This is a genomic window from Amycolatopsis cihanbeyliensis (assembly GCF_006715045.1).
GTDB lineage: Bacteria > Actinomycetota > Actinomycetes > Mycobacteriales > Pseudonocardiaceae > Amycolatopsis > Amycolatopsis cihanbeyliensis.
Window position 1 is genome coordinate 1,848,236 of sequence record NZ_VFML01000001.1, and the last position, 18,854, is coordinate 1,867,089.

Here is an 18,854-nt window from a genome sequence, read left to right on the forward strand (position 1 = left end):
AGGGTGACACCGGTCACCGCGGCCCGCGGCTGTCAGGCGAGCCGGTAGCCCATCCCGCGGACGGTGAGGATCCGGTCGTGGCCGAGCTTGCGGCGCAGGGTCCGCACGTACACGTCCACCACGTTCGACCCGGGATCGAAGTCGTAGCCCCACACGTGCGAGAGGATCTGCCCGCGGGAGAGCACCTGCCCCGGATGGCGCAGGAACAGCTCCAGCAGGGAGAACTCCCGCGCGGTGAGGTCCACTGTGCTCTCTTCGGTGCGTACCCGCCTGGTACGCAGGTCCAGGGACAGCGATCCGTTGCGCAGCACGGTGACCTCGGGTGCGTGGTCGCCGGACTTCAGCCGCAGCCGCACCCTGGCCAGCAGCTCCTCGAACCGGAAGGGCTTGGTCATGTAGTCGTCGGCACCGCCCTCCAGGCCGGCCACGGTGTCCCGCACCGAATCCCGCGCGGTCAGGATGATCACCGGGGTGGTCACCTTCGCGTCCCGCATCGCCTGCAGCACCGTGAATCCGTCCATCCCCGGCAGCCCGAGGTCGAGCACCACCAGATCGTGCCCGCCGGAGATGACGCTACGCAGTGCGGCATCCCCGTCGGTGACGACGGTGGTCACGAAACCGTTGGCGCGCAAACCCTTATCCACAAAGGACGCGATCCGTTCCTCGTCCTCCACGATCAGGATCCGACTCATGGTTGCTCCTCCCCTGCCTGCGGCCACCCGGGCAGTTCGACGCCGAAGGTGGCACCCTGCACCGGCGCCGACAGCACGCGCACCTCGCCGTGGTGCGCGTCGGCGATGGCTTTCACGATGGCGAGGCCGAGCCCGGCGCCGGTCCGTCCCGCCGTTCCCGCGGCGCCGCGGGCGAACCGCTCGAAGATGCGTTGCGCGTCCTCCCGCGGCACGCCGGGGCCGCTGTCGGTCACCCAGAACGACACCCGACCGTGCCGCACCGAGGAACCGATCCGGATCATCGCACCGGGTTCGGTGTACTGCACGGCGTTCTGCGCCAGTTGCAACACCGCCTGGGTCACCCGCTGCGGGTCGAGGAACACCTCGCCCTCGCCGAGTGCCTCCAGCGTCCATTCCCTCGGCGCGATCGCCCTGGCCTTGGCGTCGATGTCGCTGGTGAGCTCGGGCAACGAGGTCCATTCCGGTCGCAGGAAGTCCGGTCGCTGCGCCTTGGCCAGCAGCAGCAGCTCGTCCACGATCCGGGCCATCCGGTCGAGCTCGTCGGTGCACAACCGGACCACCTCGGCCCGCTCCACGGGGTCCTCGCCCATCACCTCGAGGTGGCCACGCACGATCGTGATCGGCGTGCGCAGCTCGTGGCCCGCGTCGTCGAGGAACTGCCGGTGCGTGCCGAAGGCGGTCTCCAGCCGGTCCAGCATCGCGTTGAACTGCTCGGCGAGAGCGGCGATGTCGTCCCGCCCGCGAACCGGGATGCGGTGGGTGAGGTCGTGCTCGGTGAGCCGGGCGGCGGCCTGCCGCACCGTGCGCACCGGGGCCAGAATCTGGCCGGCGACCAGCCACGAGGCCCCCGCGCCCAGCACCAGGGCGACCAGGCTGACCACGGCCAGGGTGCGCACCGTGCTGTCCGCCTCCGCCTCGGCGGGGCCGGTGAAGTACCCGGCCACGAACCACGCCTTCGGCCGCGTGTCCACATCCACCCGCAGCCAGCGCATCTCGCCGGCCGGGGTCCGCACCGCCCCCGAGCCCTGGTCCGTGCCCACGATCCGGCGCAGCAGTGGCTCGTCCAGCGGGACCTCGCGGAGCCGGTCGCCGGACTGCCGGACCACGCCGAGGCTGCCGCCCTGCTCGGTGATGCCGAGCAGGAGCTCGGCCTGGTCGGTGTACTGGGCCTCGAGGTGCCGCAGGAACAGCACCCCGGGGTCCGTGATCGGCCGCCCGGTGGCCGGCTCGACCCCGGCCGCGGCGAAGGTGCGGAACTCGGCCGCGTCCTGTTCCAGGCTGCGGTTCACCCGGTCGGTCACCGAGTTGTACTCGAACTCCATCACCAGCAGGACCACGGTGGCCAGGCCCGCGGTCATCACCAGCACCAGCCAGAACATGATCTGCGCCCGTGCCGGAACCCGGGTGCCCCGCACCCGTTGTTCAGCCATCCTCGTCCTTGTCGGCGTCGTCCGGGTCGGCCCCGCCGTCGCCACCGTCATCGTCATCGTCATCGCTCACCGGCGGTGGCGGCGGCACGTGGGTCTGTTCCGGCGCGCTGGAGGTGGGTTCCGGAGTCCGCGGAGCGGTCGACACGCTGGCGGGCGGCGACTCGCCGATCCGCACGATCTCCGGCACCCGGGGCGGATCCGGCTCGTTGACCAGGAACAAGGTCGCGAGCGCGACACCGACCGGCAGCGCGATGACGGCGATCAGCGCGACCACCCGGGGCACTCTGCTCATCACCCCAGGCTGGTCGGGCTCGGCGAGGGCAGGGTGAGACGAAGATGAGTTCTTCTTCATCTCACCGGGCATCCGCGGCTAGGGCGTCTCCGCCGCCCCGGCGGCACTCGCCACCGCGACCGTCACCATGACCCCCTCGCCCACCGTGCCGGGAAAGCCGTTCTCCACCGGCGCGTAGCGCACGCTGGAGGCGAGCGTCTCGCCGGCGAGGAACCGCTCGTGCGCGCGTGCCGCGGCCACGGCGTCCTCCGGCGCGTCCACCGTGAGCGTGATCCGGTCAGCGACATCCAGCTCGGCCTCCCGCCGCGCCTGCTGCACCACCCGGACCAGGTCCCTGGCGAGCCCCTCGGCGGCCAGCTCCGGGGTCAGCCCGGTGTCCAGCAGGACCAGGCCGGAACCACCGGGCAGCTCCGCGGCCGCTCCGGAGTCCTTGGCCACCAGCCTGCGCTCGTACTCCCCGTCGGCCAGTTCGATGCCGGCGGCCACCACGCCACCCGACGGCGAGGTGGACCACTCACCCGCCTTGACCGCCTTGATCACCTTCTGCACGTCCTTACCCAGCCGTGGGCCCGCGGCGCGGGCGTTCACCGCGACATCGAACCCGCCGTGCGCGGCGACATCGGTGGTCAGCTCGACCGACTTGACGTTCACCTCCTCGGCGATGATGTCGGTGAACTCCCGCAGCACCTCGACGTCCTCCGCGGCCACCAGCAGCCGGGACAGTGGCAACCGCACCCGCAGCTTGTTCGCCTTGCGCAGGGACAGCGTCGAGGAGCACACCTGGCGCACCCGGTCCATGGCGGTGACCAGCGTGGGGTCGGCCGGCAGGTCGGTGGTGCTCGGCCAGTCGGTGAGATGCACCGAACGGCCGCCGGTCAGGCCGCGCCAGACCGCCTCCGTGGTCAGCGGCAGCAACGGGGCCGCCGTGCGGCAGGTGACCTCGAGCACGGTGTGCAGGGTGTCGATGGCGTCCTGATCCCCGGCCCAGAACCGGTCCCTCGACCGGCGCACGTACCAGTTGGTGAGCACCTCGAGGAAGTTGCGGACGAGCGCGCAGCCCTCCGCGATGTCGTAGGTGTCCAGCGCGTGCTCGACATCGGTCACCAACTCGTGCAGCTTGGCCAGCACGTAGCGGTCCAGCACATGGCCGGAGCCCGTACGGAAGCGGCCCTCCACACCCTCGGCGTTGGCGTACAGCGCCAGGAAGTACCAGGAGTTCCACAGCGGCAGCACCGCCTGGCGCACGGCGTCCCTGATGCCCTTCTCGGTGACGACGAGGTTGCCGCCGCGCAGGATCGGGCTCGCCATCAGGTACCAGCGCATGGCGTCCGAGCCGTCCCGGTCGAACACCTCGGTCACGGCCGGGTAGTTGCGCAGTGACTTGGACATCTTCTGCCCGTCGGAGCCGAGCACGATGCCGTGCGAGACGCAGGTGCGGAACGCCGGCCGGTCGAACAGCGCGGTGGCCAGCACGTGCAGGGTGTAGAACCAGCCGCGGGTCTGCCCGATGTACTCGACGATGAAGTCGCCCGGGTAGTGGTGCTCGAACCAGTCCGCGTTCTGATACGGGTAGTGCACCTGGGCGAACGGCATGGAGCCGGAGTCGAACCACACGTCCAGCACGTCCGGGATCCGCCGCATGGTGGACGTGCCGGTGGGGTCGTCCGGGTTGGGCCGGGTCAGCTCGTCGATGAACGGCCGGTGCAGGTCCTCCAGCCGCACTCCGAAGTCGCGCTCCAGCTCGTCCAGCGAGCCGTACACATCGGTGCGCGGGTACTCCGGGTTGTCCGAGACCCACACCGGGATCGGGGTGCCCCAGTAGCGGTTGCGGGAGATCGACCAGTCCCGCGCGTTCTCCAGCCACTTGCCGAACTGGCCGTCCTTGACGTGTTCGGGGTACCAGGTGATCTGCTGGTTCAGCTCGACCATCCGGTCCTTGAACCGGGTGACCGCGACGAACCAGGAGGAGACCGCCCGGTAGATCAGCGGGTTGCGGCAGCGCCAGCAGTGCGGGTACGGGTGCTCGTAGGTCTCGTGCCGCAGCAGTACCGCGCCCTGCTCGGCGGCGGATCCGGTGCCGTTCTTCAGGTCCTTGATGATGTTCGGGTTGGCGTCGAACACGTTCTGGCCCGCGTAGTCCGGCACCGAGGCGTCGAACCGACCCTTGGCGTCCACCGGGGTGACCGGGGTGATACCGGCCGCGTCGGTGACGACCTTGTCCTCCTCACCGTAGGCCGGGGCGATGTGCACGACGCCGGTGCCGTCGTCGGTGGTGACGTAGTCGGCGGCGAGGACCTGGTGCGCGTTCTGCCGACCGGCGAAGTACGGGAACGGCGGGGCGTAGCGGGTGCCGAGCAGGTCGGCTCCGCGGTACCGGCCGAGCACCGCCGGTTCCTCGCCGAGTTCCCTGGCGTAGGCGGGCACCCTCGCCTCGGCGAGCAGGAACCGCAGCCCGCCCGCCTCGACCAGCACGTACTCCACCTCGGGATGCACGGCGGTGGCCAGGTTGGACGGCACGGTCCACGGGGTGGTGGTCCAGATCAGCAGGTAGGCGCCGTCCAGCGCGGAGTCGTTGCCCTCGATCCGGTAGCCGATGGTGACCGCGGGGTCCTGCCTGCTCTGGTAGACGTCGTCGTCCATCCGCAGTTCGTGGTTGGACAGCGGGGTCTCGTCCCGCCAGCAGTAGGGCAGTACCCGGTAGCCCTCGTACACCAGGCCCTTGTCCCAGAGCTGCTTGAACGCCCAGAGCACCGACTCCATGAAGGTGACGTTGAGCGTCTTGTAGTCGTTCTCGAAGTCCACCCAGCGGGCCTGGCGGGTGACGTACTCCTGCCACTCGGCCGTGTAGCGCAGCACCGACTCGCGGCAGGCCTGGTTGAACGCGGCGATGCCCATCTCGTCGATCTGCGACTTGTCGGTGATGCCGAGCTGCCGTTCGGCCTCCAACTCGGCGGGCAGGCCGTGGGTGTCCCAGCCGAACCGGCGCTCGACCCGCTTGCCACGCATGGTCTGGTAGCGCGGCACGATGTCCTTGACGTACCCGGTGAGCAGGTGGCCGTAGTGCGGAAGGCCGTTGGCGAAGGGCGGGCCGTCGTAGAAGACGTACTCGTTCGAGCCGTTCGTGCCCGGCTCGCGGGCCTCCACGGTGGCGATGAAGGTGCGATCGGTCTCCCAGTAGGCCAGCACGTCCCGTTCCAGTGCCGGGAAGGACGGCTGGGCAGGGACCTGGCCTGCGGGCTGGTCGCCGAGTCGGCCCTTGGGGTACATCCGGTGCGCTCCTCGCGGTTCGTCTCTCGTCCTGCCTCCGGTTGCCCGGAGACGGCCGGGGACGAGACGTCGCCGCCGTGGCGAACGTTCCGCGGTACCACCCCGCTTGCCCGCGCCGCGCGGGCCACTTCATTGCACGGCTGTCACGGGCCGCGCCCGTCCGGTTCTACTGAGGCCGCCGTGGCCCGTTCTTCCGGAGGCTCCCCGGTGATGGCCGGATCAACACCCTGCTGTATCCAGCGTAACCACCCGTGCCAACCCGTTAACCGCAGGGTCAGTCGAACTCCCCTGCCTTGACTCCCCGGATGAAGGCGTCCCACTCGGCGGGGGTGAAGTAGTGCGCGGGCCGGGTGCGGTCCTTGGTGTCCCGGACGTACCGGCCGCCCTCGGGCGCCTCGGCCACCTCCACGCACTGGCCACCGTTGCCACCGCTGAAACTCGATGTTCGCCAGCAGAGCTGGCCCGGGTCGGAGGGCATGGCTCCGCGCCCCTTTCCACATGTGCTCACAGTTCCTGCCGGACATTATCCAGCAGGCGTAGTGAGTCGGCGGGCGGCAGCGCCGCGGCGGAGAGCGCGTTGAAGGTGATCTCGTAGATCTTCATCTCCTGCGGCCGGTCCCGGTCCAGGTAGGAGGCTCCGGTGAGGTGCTCGAGGTAGGCGATGTCCGCGCCGTCGTCGTCCGGGAACCGCAGCAGGCTGAAGTTGAAGCCGGTCGAGGGATGCGCCCCGGCACCGAACGGCACCACCTGGATGGTGATGTGCGGCTGCCTGCCCAGCTCGGCCAGGTACTCCAGCTGCGCGGCCATCACCTCGCGCCCGCCGACCACCCTGCGCACCGCGCCCTCGCTCATCACAGCCCAGACCCGGATCGGCTCGTCCCCGGTGATCAGCCGCTGCCGGGCCTCGCGCGCGGCCAGCACCCGGTCGATCTCCTCCGGCCGGTGCAGCGGGGTGGCCTCGATCAGCGCGCGGGCGTAGTCGCCGGTCTGCAACAGCCCGGTGACCAGCTCGCTGTCGTAGGTCCGGATCTCCGAGGCGACTTCCTCCAGGTTCACGAACTTGCGGAACCAGTCCGGGATCGCCGAGCCGTAGGTGGTGCGCGGGCGGCGTTGCCGGGCCAGCCTTGCCAGTTCCTCCACCCTGCCGCGCTCGTCCTTGCCCACCCCGTACAGGTCCAGTAGTTCACGCAGCTCGATCGGCCGCACGCCGACGTCACCGTGCTCGATCCGGCTGATCTTGGACAGCGAGCACTCCAGCGCGGCCGCCGCGTCCTCCCTGGTCTTGCCAGCCTGCTGGCGCCGGTCGGCCAGCGCCAGGCCGAGCTGCCGCTTGCGCACGGTGGGGCTGCTGCTGCCCACGCGGCCACCTCCTGTTCTCGGGTGTGCATTCTGCACCACCGGCTACCGATGCCGCCGACATGACACTCCGCTTGTAACTCTGCATGTGCAGTGTTACGTTATCACTGCGTGGGGTGGTCGAATGTTGACACTCCGCGTACCCGTCCCGGCCGCTCACAGTTCCTGGCCGGGGCGGGTTCCATCACCAATCGCCGTAAGGACCGGGCCATGAACAGGACCCCGCGGAGCAGCCGACCGGACCGGACCGCTTACCCGGCGCGCCGGGTCCACTGCCAGGACGAGAGAGGGCGGCACGGGGTGCTGACCGTCACCGTGATCGGTGGGCAGGTCGTCCTGATCGGGCCGGGAGACGTCGCGACCGTGCTGAAGCCGTTGCAGGCAGGCCGGTTACGCGCGGCGCTACGGGACGTGGTCACCGGGGGTGAGGCATGAACGAGGAACGCAGGCGGTTCGTCGTGCTGCTGCGCGCGGTCGGCTGGCAGTTGCACGACGTGGCCTTCGCGACCATGCGCGGGAACTGCCCGCAGCAGGTGCGGGACGAGCTGGCGGACGCGTTGTCCGATCTGATCCCGTTGTTGCGGGAGGACGACCCGCCACCGATGATTGAGCACGATCGGCGCTGACGCTGCTGGCGCGAAGAACGTCCATCGGTTTGGATCGCAACGGTGACGTTTGCCATCGGCATCTTCGATCTCTTCACCTACACGATCCCGGGCTCGCTCTCGCTCGGGTTCCTGAGCTACCTCGCCGTCCGCCTGCACTGGATCGATCCCCACGTGGTGGGTCAGACACCCGTGGTGTTACTGGTCATCGTCCTCATCCTGGCGAGCTATCTCCTTGGCTACGCGGTCTATCCACTCGGTGCGGCCGCCAACCGCCTCGTGCCGAGGCGACGCACGCGGCGCCCACGCGAGGAGTTCGTGCGCCGCAACCCGGCGGCGCGAGACCGCGACTTCGTCCGGGCGGACTCGTTCTTGTTGCTCTCAGCACTGCAGATGCACGAAAAGGACATGGCTTCCGAGGTGGTCCGCTTGCGTGCCGCCGGGCTGATGCTGCGGAACTCCGCGGGCGCGCTGGTACCGGCCTTCCTTGCCGCGATCGTCGAACTGGTCCTCGGCCCGAAGCCCGCGCTCGCGGCCGGCTGCGCGGTGTTGTTCGCGGCCGGGTTCGTCGCACTGATCGTCCAGGGACGGCGGCTCGGCCACTGGGCGAACCTGAAAACCCTGGAACTCGCCCACTGGCTGCCCGACATCGACGAGAAGCTTCGTCCGGACCAGAACTCCTAGTCCCGCGCGCTACTCCCGGTGGGCGGCGGCCAGGGTGGTGTCGGGAGTGCAGCGGGCGCAGGGCGTGAAGCCGAGCTCGCGGGCCTCGGCGAGTTCGATCGGGATGGTGTCTCGTTCGCCGAGCCAGCCGCAGCCGGACAGGTGGTAGCGCGGATGCTCGTCGACCACCACGACCTCGACATCGAGCTCGGAGACCACCAGGGCGTCCGCCGCGTCGGTCTCCTCCACCCCCGGCTCGCCGTCCCCCGCGTCCTTGGCGGCCTGGGGCTCCTCGAGGTTGGCGGTGTCCTCGGCACGGCTGTCCTCGGCACGGCTGTCCTCGGTGCCGGAGTCTTCGGTAGCGGTGTCGTCGGTACCGCCCCCGGACAGCTCACCGGCGGCCGGCAACAGGGCGGTCTGCTCCGGCCGCTCGTCCACGACGGCGGTCTCCGCGGACTGGACGGACTCGGCCGACTCCGCGGAGTCTCCGGCGGGCCGCTCGGTCTCCCCGTCCGCTTCCTCCCCGTCCGTTTCCTTCGCGTCCACGGGCTGCTGCGCCTTCGACCGCCTGCGCAGCAGGTCGACGAGCAACAGCACCCCGGCGAGCACGGAGAGTCCGATGGAGATCCAGGCCCACAGCGAGTCGGCGGTAATGAGCGCCGTGACCACCCCGCCGAGGGCGGCCAGCACGAGGATCAGAACAACGTAGAGCACAGTGAATTACACCACGTGACGGGGAACGTAGCGCACCGGCATGGTTCCGGCGCTCCGCCGTTGGAGCAGCCGGAACCGGCAAGGGACCACGGAAATGCGTTGGGTTAGTGCTTCGCTCCGGGCCGGGGCCGACCGCTAGCCTGCCTCGGCCCGGGGTCCGAAGGAGTAGCCTTGGCCGCTACCACCCCCGGAGTTTCCGCTACCGGACTGGTTGGAGTTGCCCGAGGCCGTGGACGGCGCCGCGGAGGCACGATCGTCCAGCTCCCGCAACTGCGACTCGAGGAAACCACGCAGCCGGGTCCGGTACTCGCGCTCTATCGTGCGGAGCTCCTCGATGCGCTTGTTCAGCGCACCCTTCTCGGTGTTCATGTTGTTCATGGTCTCGGTGTACTTGCGCTGCGCCTCGCGTTCCAGCGTGGTCGCCTTGTCACGCGCCTGCCGCTCCAGGGTCTCCGCCCTGGTCCGCGCGTCGTTCAGCATGGTCTCGGCACGCGTGCGTGCCTCGTTGACCATCGAGTCGGACTTCGCCCGCGCGTCGGAGAGGAGCTGCTCGGACTTGGTACGAGCCTCGGCCAGCATGCCGTCCGACTCGGTCTTGGCCTCGGCGGTGAGCCGGTCGGCCATCTCCTGCGCGAGGCCGAGCACCTTCGCGGCCTGCACGTTCGGCTCGCCGTTGTCGCCCATCAGGCCGGCGTGCGCCTGCGTCTGCTCCATGGCCGAGGGCGGCGGCACCGGCGCCAGCCTGCGCGAGGGCTCCTCGCGCATCGGGGGGGCCTGCTGCTGCGGGGCGGCGCCACCGCCGCCACCACCGCCGTTCGCCTTGGCGGTCTCCAGCTCACCACGGGTTGATTCCAACTCCGCATCCAGCTGTTCGACCTGCTGGCGCAGCTCGTTATTGTCCTCAATCAACCGGGCAAGCTCGGTCTCCACCAGGTCGAGGAAGGCATCCACCTCGTCCTCGTTATAGCCCCGCTTGCCGATTGGAGGCTTGCTGAACGCGACGTTATGCACGTCAGCAGGGGTCAACGACATCAGATCACCTCACGCACTCCATGGCCTGCCGGACATACCCGGGTTCCCCGTTACCCGGGATATGCCAGTTGCATCAGGATGAACACAACCAACAGCAGCACCATAATCGATAAGTCCAGTCCGACGCCGCCAATCCGCACCATCGGGATGATCCGCCGGACCACACGGACCGGCGGGTCCGTAACTGTGTAGATGGTCTCCAGCGTCACCGCAACCCCTCCGGCGGGACGCCACTCACGTGCGAACGCCCTCACGAGCTCTACCACGATCCTCGCCGTCAGCAGCAGCCAGAAGGCGAAGAGCAGGTAGTAGAAGACTAGCCAGACCGCATTCACGACACTCACTCTGCCATACGAGCCACTCAGAACGTGCGGTCGGAGTGACGGAGGAACAGACCTCCCTCGGCGATCCGCCTGCGGTCCTCGGCCGTGACCTCGATGTCCGGCGGTGAGAGCAAAAACACCTTGTTCGTGACCTTGTCCATCGAGCCGCGCAGCGCGAACGCGAGCCCGGCCGCGAAGTCCACCAGGCGCTTGGCGTCCGCGTTCTCCATCTCGGTGAGGTTCATGATCACCGGGGTGCCCTCGCGGTAGGCCTCGCCGACCGCCCTCGCCTCGGCGTAGCTGGTGGGGTGCAGGGTGGTGATCCTGCTCAACGGATCGCGGGCGGGCTGGCGCGCGGGCTCCTGCACCGAACGCAACCTGGCCACCTGCTCGGACTGCCGCTCCACGGCCAACGCCCCCTGCACGGCGGGCTCGGGTGGCGGCGCACCCCTCCCCCTCGGCCGCGGGGGTGGCGGCTCGTAGTCGTACTCGTCGACCGGGCGGTACCGGCCGTGCCCGTGCCGGGCGGGCGGCTCGTCGTAGGCGTCGTAGTCGTCCTCGGGGTAGGCGCGACGGTAGTTGTCGGAGTACTCGTCGTGGTAACCGTCGTACTCGTCGTCGGCCGGCACCATGCCGAAGTAGGCCTTCAGCTTCTGTAGCGCGCTCATGCCTGCTCCTCCGCCCTCGCCGAAACGACCCACCCTGACGCTGTGTCACGTTCGCCGACGCCGCTGGGTGACTCCCTAGGGCGAGGCTAGACCGCGGCCACCGAGCAATGCGGTTCCGACACGCACACAGGTCGAGCCGTAAGCGACGGCGATCTCCAGGTCGCCGCTCATGCCCGCGGACAGTTCAGCCGCCTCGGGGTGCTCCGCGCGGAGCGTCTCGGACGCGCCGGCGAGCCGGGCGAAGGCGGGCTCGGGATCGGTGTCCAAGGGGGCGACCGCCATCAGTCCGCGTAGCCTCAGCTCACCCGATCGAGCTACCTGCGCGGCGAGCTCGTTGAGATCATCAAGTCGGCAGCCACCACGAGCGGGGTCGTCATCGAGGCTGGCCTGCAGCAGGACGTCGAGCGGTTGGTCCCGTTCCCCGGCGTCGCGGGCCGACCGTGCCGCCTTGGCCAGTGCCTCGGCCAGCCGGACCGAGTCCACCGACTGCACCTCGTCCGCCCACCGGATCGCCGAACGGGCCTTGTTCCGCTGCAAGCGGCCGACCATATGCCAGCGAACTCCGGCCGCGGGCCGCAGCCGCGCGACCTCGGGCACCTTGCCCGCCGCCTCCTGGTCCCTGTTCTCCGCGAGATCGGTCACACCGAGGTCAGCGAGCAGGGCGGCATCGGTGGCGGGAAAGGTCTTGGTCACCGCGAGCAGCCGGACCTCCTCCGGTGCACGACCCGCCGCCACGCACGCCTTGTCGATCCGCGCCCGCACGGCGGTCAGCGCCTCGGCCAGTTCCGCCTTGCGCTCGGCACTCACGGCTCCGCCCAGGTGACCGCGGCGAGCCTGCCGGTGGTGCCGTCGCGCCGGTAACTGAACAGCGTGCTGTCCTCGACCGTGCAGCGGGGATCCACGCCGATCTTGCCGATCCCGACGTCGGCGAGCTGGCGCCACAGCCCGGAGCGCAGGTCGATCGCGGCCGTTCCGGAGCGGCTGCGGCAGGAACTGCCCGGCAGGTGCCGCTCGACGTCCTCGGCCATCTCGGCAGGCACCTCGTAGCATTCGCCGCAGATCGCGGGCCCCAGCAGCGCCTCGGTGCGGTGCGGTTGCGCCCCCGCCGCACGCATGGCCTCCAGCGCGGCAGGCAGCACGCCGACCCTGGCCCCCACCCGTCCCGCGTGTACCGCGGCCACCACCCCGGCCTCCGGGTCGCCGAGCAGCACCGGGACGCAGTCGGCGACCAGCGCCGCCACGGCCACCCCGGGCGTGGCGGTGACCAGCGCGTCGGTGGCCTCGGCCGGTTCGTCCGCGGTCCAGCCCGCGCCACCGACCAGGGTCGCGGTGCGCCCGTGCACCTGCTCCATCCAGGCCAGCCGGCCCGGCGCGAGGCCGAGTTCGGTGGCGAGACGCGTGCGGTTGGCCGCCACGGAGGCCGGATCGTCACCGACATGATCGCCGAGGTTGAACGTGTCGTACGGCGCCCGCGACGCACCGCCCGCCCTGGTCGTCACCACGCGACGAATGCGCAAGATGGGGAGTCCTCCGCTCGGCCTCGTGCCGGTAGTTCGGTCGGCACCGACCCTATCGAACCGGCGTGCTATCGCCGCATGAACGGAGGGACGTCGACCTCGTCGTCGGAGGGGTCGTCGGTGACCGGAACGGCACGCCCCGGCAGCCCGCCCTGGCCGCCCTGGCCGTCGCGGGGGGCGGGGTAGCCACCGCGACCGCCGCCCGGCTGCGGGAGCGAACCGGACTGGGAGCTGTGCCCGGCGGGCGGTACCGGCTGCTGGCCGGGCTGGCCGCCCGCCGCCGGGTACCCGTTACCTGCCTGCGGGGCCGGCTGGGCACCGTTCTGCTGCCCCGTCGACGCCGCCGTGTTGCCGCCGACCTGACCCGCCTCGGCCGTGGCCGTGGAGGACTGGCGGGAGCCGAACGCGGACGGGTCCAGCTTCTTGTGCGTGGGTGCGCCCGCGTCGAAACCGGCCGCGATCACCGTCACCCGGACCTCGTCGCCGAGCGAGTCGTCGATGATCGTGCCGAAAATGATGTTCGCCTCCGGGTGCGCGGACTCCTGCACCAGCGAGGCGGCCTCGTTGATCTCGAAAAGTCCCAGGTCGGACCCGCCCGCGATGGACAGCAGCGCGCCATGCGCCCCGTCCATCGACGCCTCGAGCAGCGGCGAGTTGATGGCCTTCTCCGCGGCCTGCACGGCCCGGCCCTCCCCGCGCGCCGAGCCGATACCCATCAGCGCGCTGCCCGCGCCGGACATCACGCTCTTCACATCGGCGAAGTCCAGGTTGATCAGGCCGGGCGTGGTGATCAGGTCGGTGATGCCCTGCACACCGGAGAGCAGCACCTCGTCGGCCGAGCGGAACGCGTCCATCAGGCTGACCCCGATGTCCCCGAGCTGCAGCAGCCGGTCGTTCGGGATGACGATCAGGGTGTCGCACTCGTTGCGCAACTGCTGGATGCCGTCCTCGGCCTGCTTCCCGCGCCGCTTGCCTTCGAAGGAGAACGGCCGGGTCACCACGCCGATGGTGAGCGCGCCGAGTTTGCGGGCGATCTGCGCGACGACCGGCGCGCCGCCGGTCCCCGTGCCGCCGCCCTCGCCGGCGGTGACGAACACCATGTCGGCGCCCTTGAGCACCTCTTCGATCTCCTCGCGGTGGTCCTCCGCGGCCCGTTGCCCCACCTCGGGGGCCGCGCCGGCGCCGAGGCCGCGGGTGAGCTCGCGGCCGATGTCCAGCTTGACATCGGCATCGGACATCAGCAGGGCCTGTGCGTCGGTGTTCACCGCGATGAACTCGACGCCCTTGAGGCCGACCTCGATCATGCGATTCACGGCGTTCACGCCGCCGCCGCCGATGCCGACGACCTTGATCACCGCGAGGTAGTTGTGCGGGGGCGTCATCGGATCCGCCTTCCTGCTTCCTGATCGTGGTTGCTCATGCTGCTCGTTGGCGGTCACCGGATCGGCGAGCTGAGTCTCCCCGACAAACCCTCAACCTCAACTCGAGGCTTAGAGTTATGTCAACTACCAACGTTCGTGCAGGACGGTAGGCATCAAAAACGCCTTAATCCAGCAGCCACGCCGCGTGTCACCAAACGTCTTTCCGCGCAAGGCGTTTCCACCCGCTCCGGTGATCCTTTCCGGACGGTGGCTGCGATCACGCGTTCAGCTCACCGAGCGGCTCGCCGGGGTGGAACCGGGGTGCTCCCCTGCGCAGCAGGCCGAAGCCGTGCCACCGGATCAGCCAGGCCACCCGAAGCGGCTCCAGCGGCCTGCTCAGCAGGGTACGCATCAGGAAGCGAGCATGCGGGGCGCGCCGCACCCCCCGCACGGTGACCGTGAGCGCCGCCCCCCGTTCGTGGCATACCCGCACGGTGGTGCTGAGCAGCGAGTCGGGGCGCGGAAGGTGCGTCCGGTACTCCAGATCGGGGCCGAGGAAGGGGGAGACGGCGAACTCCTTGCCCACCTCGGCGCTGTCCGTGGAGTCCGGCCACAGCAGGTAGGCGTGCCGCCCGCCGTAGGTGTTGTGCACCTCGGCGACCACGCAGTGCGGCTCGCCGCCCGGCAGGTGGCACCAGTACAGGGTGATCGGGTTGAAGGTGTAGCCGAACGTCCGCGCCTGCCCCAGCATCAACACCCGACCACCGCACAGGTCGACCCCGCGGGTGGCCAACCAGGCGTCCAGCTTCTCCCGGATGCCGCGCGGATCCTCCGCGGCGAAGTGGTCCCGCGGGTCGAAGGAGGCGAGCGGCCGCAGCGGCAGCGGCAGCCGGGGCAGGTCGTCCAGGTCCACCAGCCACAGGTACATCCGGCTGGCGAAGGTGCTCGGCGGGTCCACCGCACGCACATGACCCACGGTGGTCTCGTAGACGCACGGCACGGTCACCAGTGCACTCCGAGCGCTGCGGCGGCCCGCACCCCGGCGGCGCAGCCGTCCTCGTGAAAACCCCAGCCGTGATACGCCCCCGCGTAAGCCACGACCCCGTCGTTCAGTTCGGGCAGCCGGTGTTGCGCGGCCACCGACTCGGGCGTGTAGACCGGATGCTCGTAGACCATCCTCGCCAGTATCGCCTCGGCCGGCGGTGGCGTGACCGGATTGAGGGACACCACATAGTCGATCGGCTCGTCCAGGCACATCAACCGGTTCATGTCGTAGCTGACCTGAACGCGACCGTCGTCGGCGCCGCACCCGGCCGCGGTGTAGTTCCACGAAGCCCGCCCGTCCGCCGCCCCCGGCAACGCACTCGCGTCGGTGTGCAACCAGACCTCGTTGCGCGAGTACCGGAACGCGCCGAGCACCTCGCGCTCGGCCGCACTCGGTGCGGGCAGCATCCGCAGTGCCTGATCCGGGTGGGTGGCGATGACCACGCGATCCACCGTGCGCACCGCGTCCGCGTCGTCCCGGACCCGCACCCCCTCGGCCGTGCGCCGCACCTCTCGCACCGGGGTGGAAAGGTGCACGGCGGTGAGCTGCTTCACGGCGCGGTCCACGTACTGCCGCGAGCCGCCGATGACGGTGCGCCAGCACGGCGAGCCGGAGACCGCGAGCATGCCGTGGTTGTCGAGGAACTCGAACAGGTAGCGAGCCGGATAGCGCAACGTGTTGCTCCGATCGGCGGACCATACAGTGGACACCAGGGGGAGCATGAAGTGATCGGCGAAGTAGTCCGTGTAGCCGCCGTCGGCGAGGAAGTCACCGATGGTCGTCCGCTCCGCGGCCGGCTCGTCCAGCAGCCGCCGCGCCTGCCGGTGGAACCGCTTCACCTGACCGAGCATCCGCAGGTAGGCGGGGCTGCGCAGGTTGCTCGACCGCGGGAACAGCCCGCGCAGGCCCCGGCCACCCGCGTATCGCAGGGCGCAACCGCGACACCCGATGCTCATCGACATCTCGGTTTCCTGGGTCTGCACGCCGAGCTCGCCGAACAACCGCAGCAGGAAGGGATAGGTGCGGTCGTTGTGCACGATGAAACCGGAGTCCACCCCGATGGTGCCGCCGCGGGCACTGGGCACATCGTGGGTATGCGCGTGCCCGCCCAGCCGATCGTCCGCCTCGAACAGCAGGACCTCGTAACGCCGTTGGAGCAGGTAGGCCGCGGTCAGGCCGGCTATCCCACCGCCGATGACGGCGACCCGCTCCGGATTGGTGTGCACACTCGATATTCGGTGCCGCGCGGCAGCCGGATCGCCGGCGGGGGCGGAACTGTGACCACGCGCACATCGCGTGTCCCGTGACCATCCCGATTCCGAGCTCCGCACGTCATCCATCATCCGGGTCCGCGGAATGACGCGCTGCGGCGGAAAGTCTGCCGAATGCCGTGTCACCCGTGCGCTCGGTGACAACGTCCGCACCCGCCGCCGGCAAACGGGTGACACGGCCGGTGCGGAGCGCCGTCCCCGGGCGAAGCCGCCGAACGGCGGTCCGCGAACAGCTACGGTAGGTGGCCATGACGGGCCTGGAATGCGCGGTGTGGGGCTTGTTCGGTGGTTTCGCCGTGGAGGGACTCGAGTTCGCGGGCGCCATCCGGCGCACCGGCGGCTGGCCTTGGCGGCAGCCGAACGAACCCGGTCCGCTGCCGCTCGCCGTTTCGGTGATCATCCGGCTGGCCGTCGGCGCCGGGCTGGCCGTGGCGATCGGTGCCACCGGGCACATCAGCGGGGCGCTCGGCGCGGTAGCCGTGGGGGTGGCCGCACCGCTTATCATCGAACAAGTGGCGCGGCAGGTGCCGCTCGCCGGCGAACCGGCCGCGGAGCCGGAACCGGTCGGACCGACGGCGGGGACGGCGGGAGACAAGGCGAATGAGGGCTGACTCGGCTGCCGGCCGCCTGGTGCTGGCCCTGTCCCGGCGCTCCCCGGCGTTCGGCGCCGCCGGTGCGTCCCCGGCAACCGGGCCGCGGGCCCTGCTGGCCGCGCTGTCCAGGACGAGCAGGGCGTTCACCGCGAGGGGAGACCCGGGGACCGCTGAGGCGGGTGAGCCCGCCCGGCCCAGTACACCGCTGGTCCCGCACCTGCGAGTCCACACCCGGATGGCAGCAGGGCTGTTGGGGACCGCGCGGCCGATGTCCGGGGCCGAGGTGCTGCGTGCGGTGGCCGCGCGGGAGGACCTCGCCGGAAGAGACCTCACCGGAGCCGAGTTGGCCGGCGCCTACCTGCGCAAGGCCAAGCTGGCCGGGGTGCGCCTGCACGAAGCCGACCTGACCAGAGCGAGCCTGCACGGGGCGGATCTCAGCCACGCGGATCTCACCGCGGCGGACCTGACCGGCGCCTACCTGCCGAGGGCGAGCCTGACCAGTGCGGACCTCACCGGAGCCACGCTGTCCGGTGCGCATCTGATCGACGCCGAACTGTCCGGGGCACGGCTGGGCGGTGCCGACCTTTTCGACGCCCGGCTGACCGGGGCCATCCTGATCAAGGCGGGCATCGCCGAGGCCGACCTGTCCGGCGCGAGCCTGCACCTGGCCATGCTGGTGGATGCGGACCTGTCCCGGGCTCGGCTGCCCAACGCCGACCTGACCAGGGCGAATCTCACCGGGACCATCCTGACCGGTGCGAACCTCGTCGGGGCGCACCTGACCGGCGTGATCTGGACGGCGAGCACGCGCTGGCCCGAGGAACTGGCCGCGGAGGTGCGCGAGGCCTCAGTGGAGACCCGCGAGGGCACGTTCGTCTACGAGGGCTGAAAGGCCGTCACTGTCCGGTCAGCCCGTCGGTCAGCTCGCGCAGCAGGTCCACGTGCCCGGCATGCCGCGCGGTCTCCTCGATCATGTGGATCAGCACCCAGCGCAGGTTGATCCGGCGGCCCCGGAACGGGACCTCCTGGCCGACCTCGAGCTTCGCGGCGATCTCCCTGCTGGTGGCGCACTGCTGCTCGTACTGCGCGATCAGGGTGGGCACCGGCACCGTCAGGCCGGGCCGGAACTCCGCGTCCTGGTCCGCGCGCAGGGCCTCCTCCCAGTCATCCGGCCTGCCGTCGAGCACCACCTCGAACCAGTAGTGCTCCACCCAGCGCAGGTGCGCCAGCAGGGTGGCGATCGTGGTGAGCTCACTGGGGACGAACTGCCGGCGGGCCTGCTCGTCGGTGATCCCTGAACACTTCCACACCACGGTGGCGCGCTGGTGGTCCAGGAAGTCGTTGAGCTGATCCCGCTCCGCCCCGTCGAAAGCCGGTTCGGGACGCTCTGGTGCCTCGGTCATGGCATGAGTCTGACACGAAACGATGACACGCGTGCGGGGATGGAAGACACCGGTCGGCTCACCAACCGTCCGGCCACTTGTCGTCCGCCCCGACACACTTCGGCCGGATGATCACCGACTTGCCCGTACGGGCACGATATCGCTGACCCGACTCATCCACATAATCCACCCAAAACCGCCGCGCCGACGGCATCGGCCCATCCGCAGCCACCCCAACCACAAGCCACCACTCCGCGCCTGCCTCGAGCACAGCGCCCTCAGCAGGAATCCGTTCCCCCCAGCCTGGACCAGCATGTACCGGATCCGGCGGATATGATACGCCGTTGACCGCCCCATTCGACGGAACCAGTACGGTATCAATAATCCGCATATCCAGCGAATCGACAAGAGTCACGTCCGTAACCGTCAGCCGATGTTCAGACGCATTAAAAACCGGCCCATTGTCAACCGTCGAGGTCGCATCGTCCTGCGTAGGTAAGCACGCACTCGAGTGCGGCTCGTCGGATTCATTCCCACCCACCAGCAGCGGCCGATCCGTACTCACGCTTGAAGCACACGCGCCGATGGTGGCGACGACGCACATCGCCACCATCAGCACGCGCACACACGTCGACCTCATCGG

At 70.0% G+C, this 18,854-nt stretch carries 22 protein-coding genes; 5 read left to right on the forward strand and 17 right to left on the reverse strand.

Annotation, left to right across the window (positions count from 1 at the left end):
* Positions 1–32: 32 nt before the first annotated feature.
* From FB471_RS08000 to FB471_RS08025, 6 genes are all read right to left on the reverse strand, one after another.
* Positions 33–692, reverse strand: a complete 660-nt coding sequence (locus tag FB471_RS08000) for a response regulator transcription factor (protein ID WP_141996685.1) — start codon at positions 690–692, stop codon at positions 33–35.
* Positions 689–2,122 carry a sensor histidine kinase gene (locus FB471_RS08005; protein WP_141996686.1) on the reverse strand — a complete coding sequence of 478 codons (1,434 nt, stop codon included), beginning with the start codon at positions 2,120–2,122 and terminating at the stop codon, positions 689–691. Before FB471_RS08005 ends, FB471_RS08000 begins: the two co-directional genes overlap by 4 nt.
* A complete protein-coding gene (locus tag FB471_RS08010) occupies positions 2,115–2,414 on the reverse strand; it encodes a small secreted hydrophilic protein (protein WP_141996687.1) in 300 nt (99 codons plus the stop codon). Before FB471_RS08010 ends, FB471_RS08005 begins: the two co-directional genes overlap by 8 nt.
* Before the next feature lie 78 nt (positions 2,415–2,492).
* Positions 2,493–5,681, reverse strand: a complete 3,189-nt coding sequence (gene ileS, locus FB471_RS08015) for an isoleucine--tRNA ligase (protein ID WP_141996688.1) — start codon at positions 5,679–5,681, stop codon at positions 2,493–2,495.
* 274 nt (positions 5,682–5,955) lie between these two features.
* Entirely contained in the window at positions 5,956–6,159 is a 204-nt protein-coding gene (locus FB471_RS08020) for a DUF397 domain-containing protein (protein ID WP_141996689.1), read from the reverse strand.
* 26 nt (positions 6,160–6,185) lie between these two features.
* Complete coding sequence (locus FB471_RS08025; RefSeq protein ID WP_141996690.1) at positions 6,186–7,040, reverse strand: helix-turn-helix domain-containing protein; 855 nt, start codon at positions 7,038–7,040, stop codon at positions 6,186–6,188.
* A gap of 207 nt (positions 7,041–7,247) precedes the next feature.
* On the opposite strand from FB471_RS08025, the gene FB471_RS08030 reads away from it, so the two are divergent.
* From FB471_RS08030 to FB471_RS08040, 3 genes are read left to right on the forward strand one after another with little or no spacing between them, the layout of a single operon-like run.
* On the forward strand, positions 7,248–7,472 hold the full coding sequence (locus FB471_RS08030; RefSeq protein WP_141996691.1) for a hypothetical protein: 225 nt from the start codon (positions 7,248–7,250) through the stop codon (positions 7,470–7,472).
* Entirely contained in the window at positions 7,469–7,663 is a 195-nt protein-coding gene (locus FB471_RS08035) for a hypothetical protein (protein ID WP_141996692.1), read from the forward strand. The genes FB471_RS08030 and FB471_RS08035 overlap by 4 nt, the downstream gene beginning before the upstream one ends.
* A gap of 42 nt (positions 7,664–7,705) precedes the next feature.
* Positions 7,706–8,326 (forward strand): hypothetical protein, encoded by a 621-nt coding sequence (locus FB471_RS08040; RefSeq protein WP_141996693.1) that lies wholly within the window; start codon positions 7,706–7,708, stop codon positions 8,324–8,326.
* Between the two features lie 9 nt (positions 8,327–8,335).
* On the opposite strand, the gene FB471_RS08045 is transcribed toward FB471_RS08040, so the two are convergent.
* The 9 genes from FB471_RS08045 to FB471_RS08085 form a co-directional block, all read right to left on the reverse strand.
* The gene (locus tag FB471_RS08045) at positions 8,336–9,019 is read right to left on the reverse strand and encodes a hypothetical protein (protein WP_141996694.1); all 684 of its coding nucleotides are present in this window, start codon (positions 9,017–9,019) and stop codon (positions 8,336–8,338) included.
* Positions 9,020–9,154: 135 nt separating this feature from the next.
* On the reverse strand, positions 9,155–10,051 hold the full coding sequence (wag31, locus tag FB471_RS08050; RefSeq protein WP_141996695.1) for a DivIVA-like cell division protein Wag31: 897 nt from the start codon (positions 10,049–10,051) through the stop codon (positions 9,155–9,157).
* 50 nt (positions 10,052–10,101) lie between these two features.
* Complete coding sequence (locus tag FB471_RS08055; protein WP_141996696.1) at positions 10,102–10,386, reverse strand: YggT family protein; 285 nt, start codon at positions 10,384–10,386, stop codon at positions 10,102–10,104.
* Between the two features lie 26 nt (positions 10,387–10,412).
* Complete coding sequence (locus FB471_RS08060; protein ID WP_141996697.1) at positions 10,413–11,042, reverse strand: cell division protein SepF; 630 nt, start codon at positions 11,040–11,042, stop codon at positions 10,413–10,415.
* Between the two features lie 75 nt (positions 11,043–11,117).
* Complete coding sequence (locus FB471_RS08065; protein ID WP_141996698.1) at positions 11,118–11,849, reverse strand: YggS family pyridoxal phosphate-dependent enzyme; 732 nt, start codon at positions 11,847–11,849, stop codon at positions 11,118–11,120.
* Positions 11,846–12,559: a peptidoglycan editing factor PgeF gene (pgeF, locus tag FB471_RS08070; protein WP_141996699.1), complete on the reverse strand. Its 714-nt coding sequence runs from the start codon at positions 12,557–12,559 to the stop codon at positions 11,846–11,848. Before pgeF ends, FB471_RS08065 begins: the two co-directional genes overlap by 4 nt.
* Positions 12,560–12,627: 68 nt before the next feature.
* Positions 12,628–13,941, reverse strand: coding sequence for a cell division protein FtsZ (ftsZ, locus tag FB471_RS08075; protein ID WP_141996700.1), 1,314 nt, complete (start codon positions 13,939–13,941; stop codon positions 12,628–12,630).
* Between the two features lie 256 nt (positions 13,942–14,197).
* On the reverse strand, positions 14,198–14,929 hold the full coding sequence (locus FB471_RS08080; RefSeq protein WP_142001671.1) for a DUF1365 domain-containing protein: 732 nt from the start codon (positions 14,927–14,929) through the stop codon (positions 14,198–14,200).
* Positions 14,923–16,200: an NAD(P)/FAD-dependent oxidoreductase gene (locus FB471_RS08085; RefSeq protein WP_425457097.1), complete on the reverse strand. Its 1,278-nt coding sequence runs from the start codon at positions 16,198–16,200 to the stop codon at positions 14,923–14,925. The genes FB471_RS08080 and FB471_RS08085 overlap by 7 nt, the downstream gene beginning before the upstream one ends.
* A 284-nt stretch (positions 16,201–16,484) precedes the next feature.
* On the opposite strand from FB471_RS08085, the gene FB471_RS08090 reads away from it, so the two are divergent.
* Positions 16,485–16,847, forward strand: coding sequence for a hypothetical protein (locus FB471_RS08090; RefSeq protein WP_141996702.1), 363 nt, complete (start codon positions 16,485–16,487; stop codon positions 16,845–16,847).
* Positions 16,837–17,718 (forward strand): pentapeptide repeat-containing protein, encoded by an 882-nt coding sequence (locus tag FB471_RS08095; protein WP_141996703.1) that lies wholly within the window; start codon positions 16,837–16,839, stop codon positions 17,716–17,718. Before FB471_RS08090 ends, FB471_RS08095 begins: the two co-directional genes overlap by 11 nt.
* 7 nt (positions 17,719–17,725) lie before the next feature.
* On the opposite strand, the gene FB471_RS08100 is transcribed toward FB471_RS08095, so the two are convergent.
* Positions 17,726–18,232, reverse strand: coding sequence for a DinB family protein (locus FB471_RS08100; protein ID WP_141996704.1), 507 nt, complete (start codon positions 18,230–18,232; stop codon positions 17,726–17,728).
* Between the two features lie 58 nt (positions 18,233–18,290).
* Positions 18,291–18,836 (reverse strand): hypothetical protein, encoded by a 546-nt coding sequence (locus FB471_RS08105; RefSeq protein ID WP_141996705.1) that lies wholly within the window; start codon positions 18,834–18,836, stop codon positions 18,291–18,293.
* Positions 18,837–18,854: the final 18 nt, after the last annotated feature.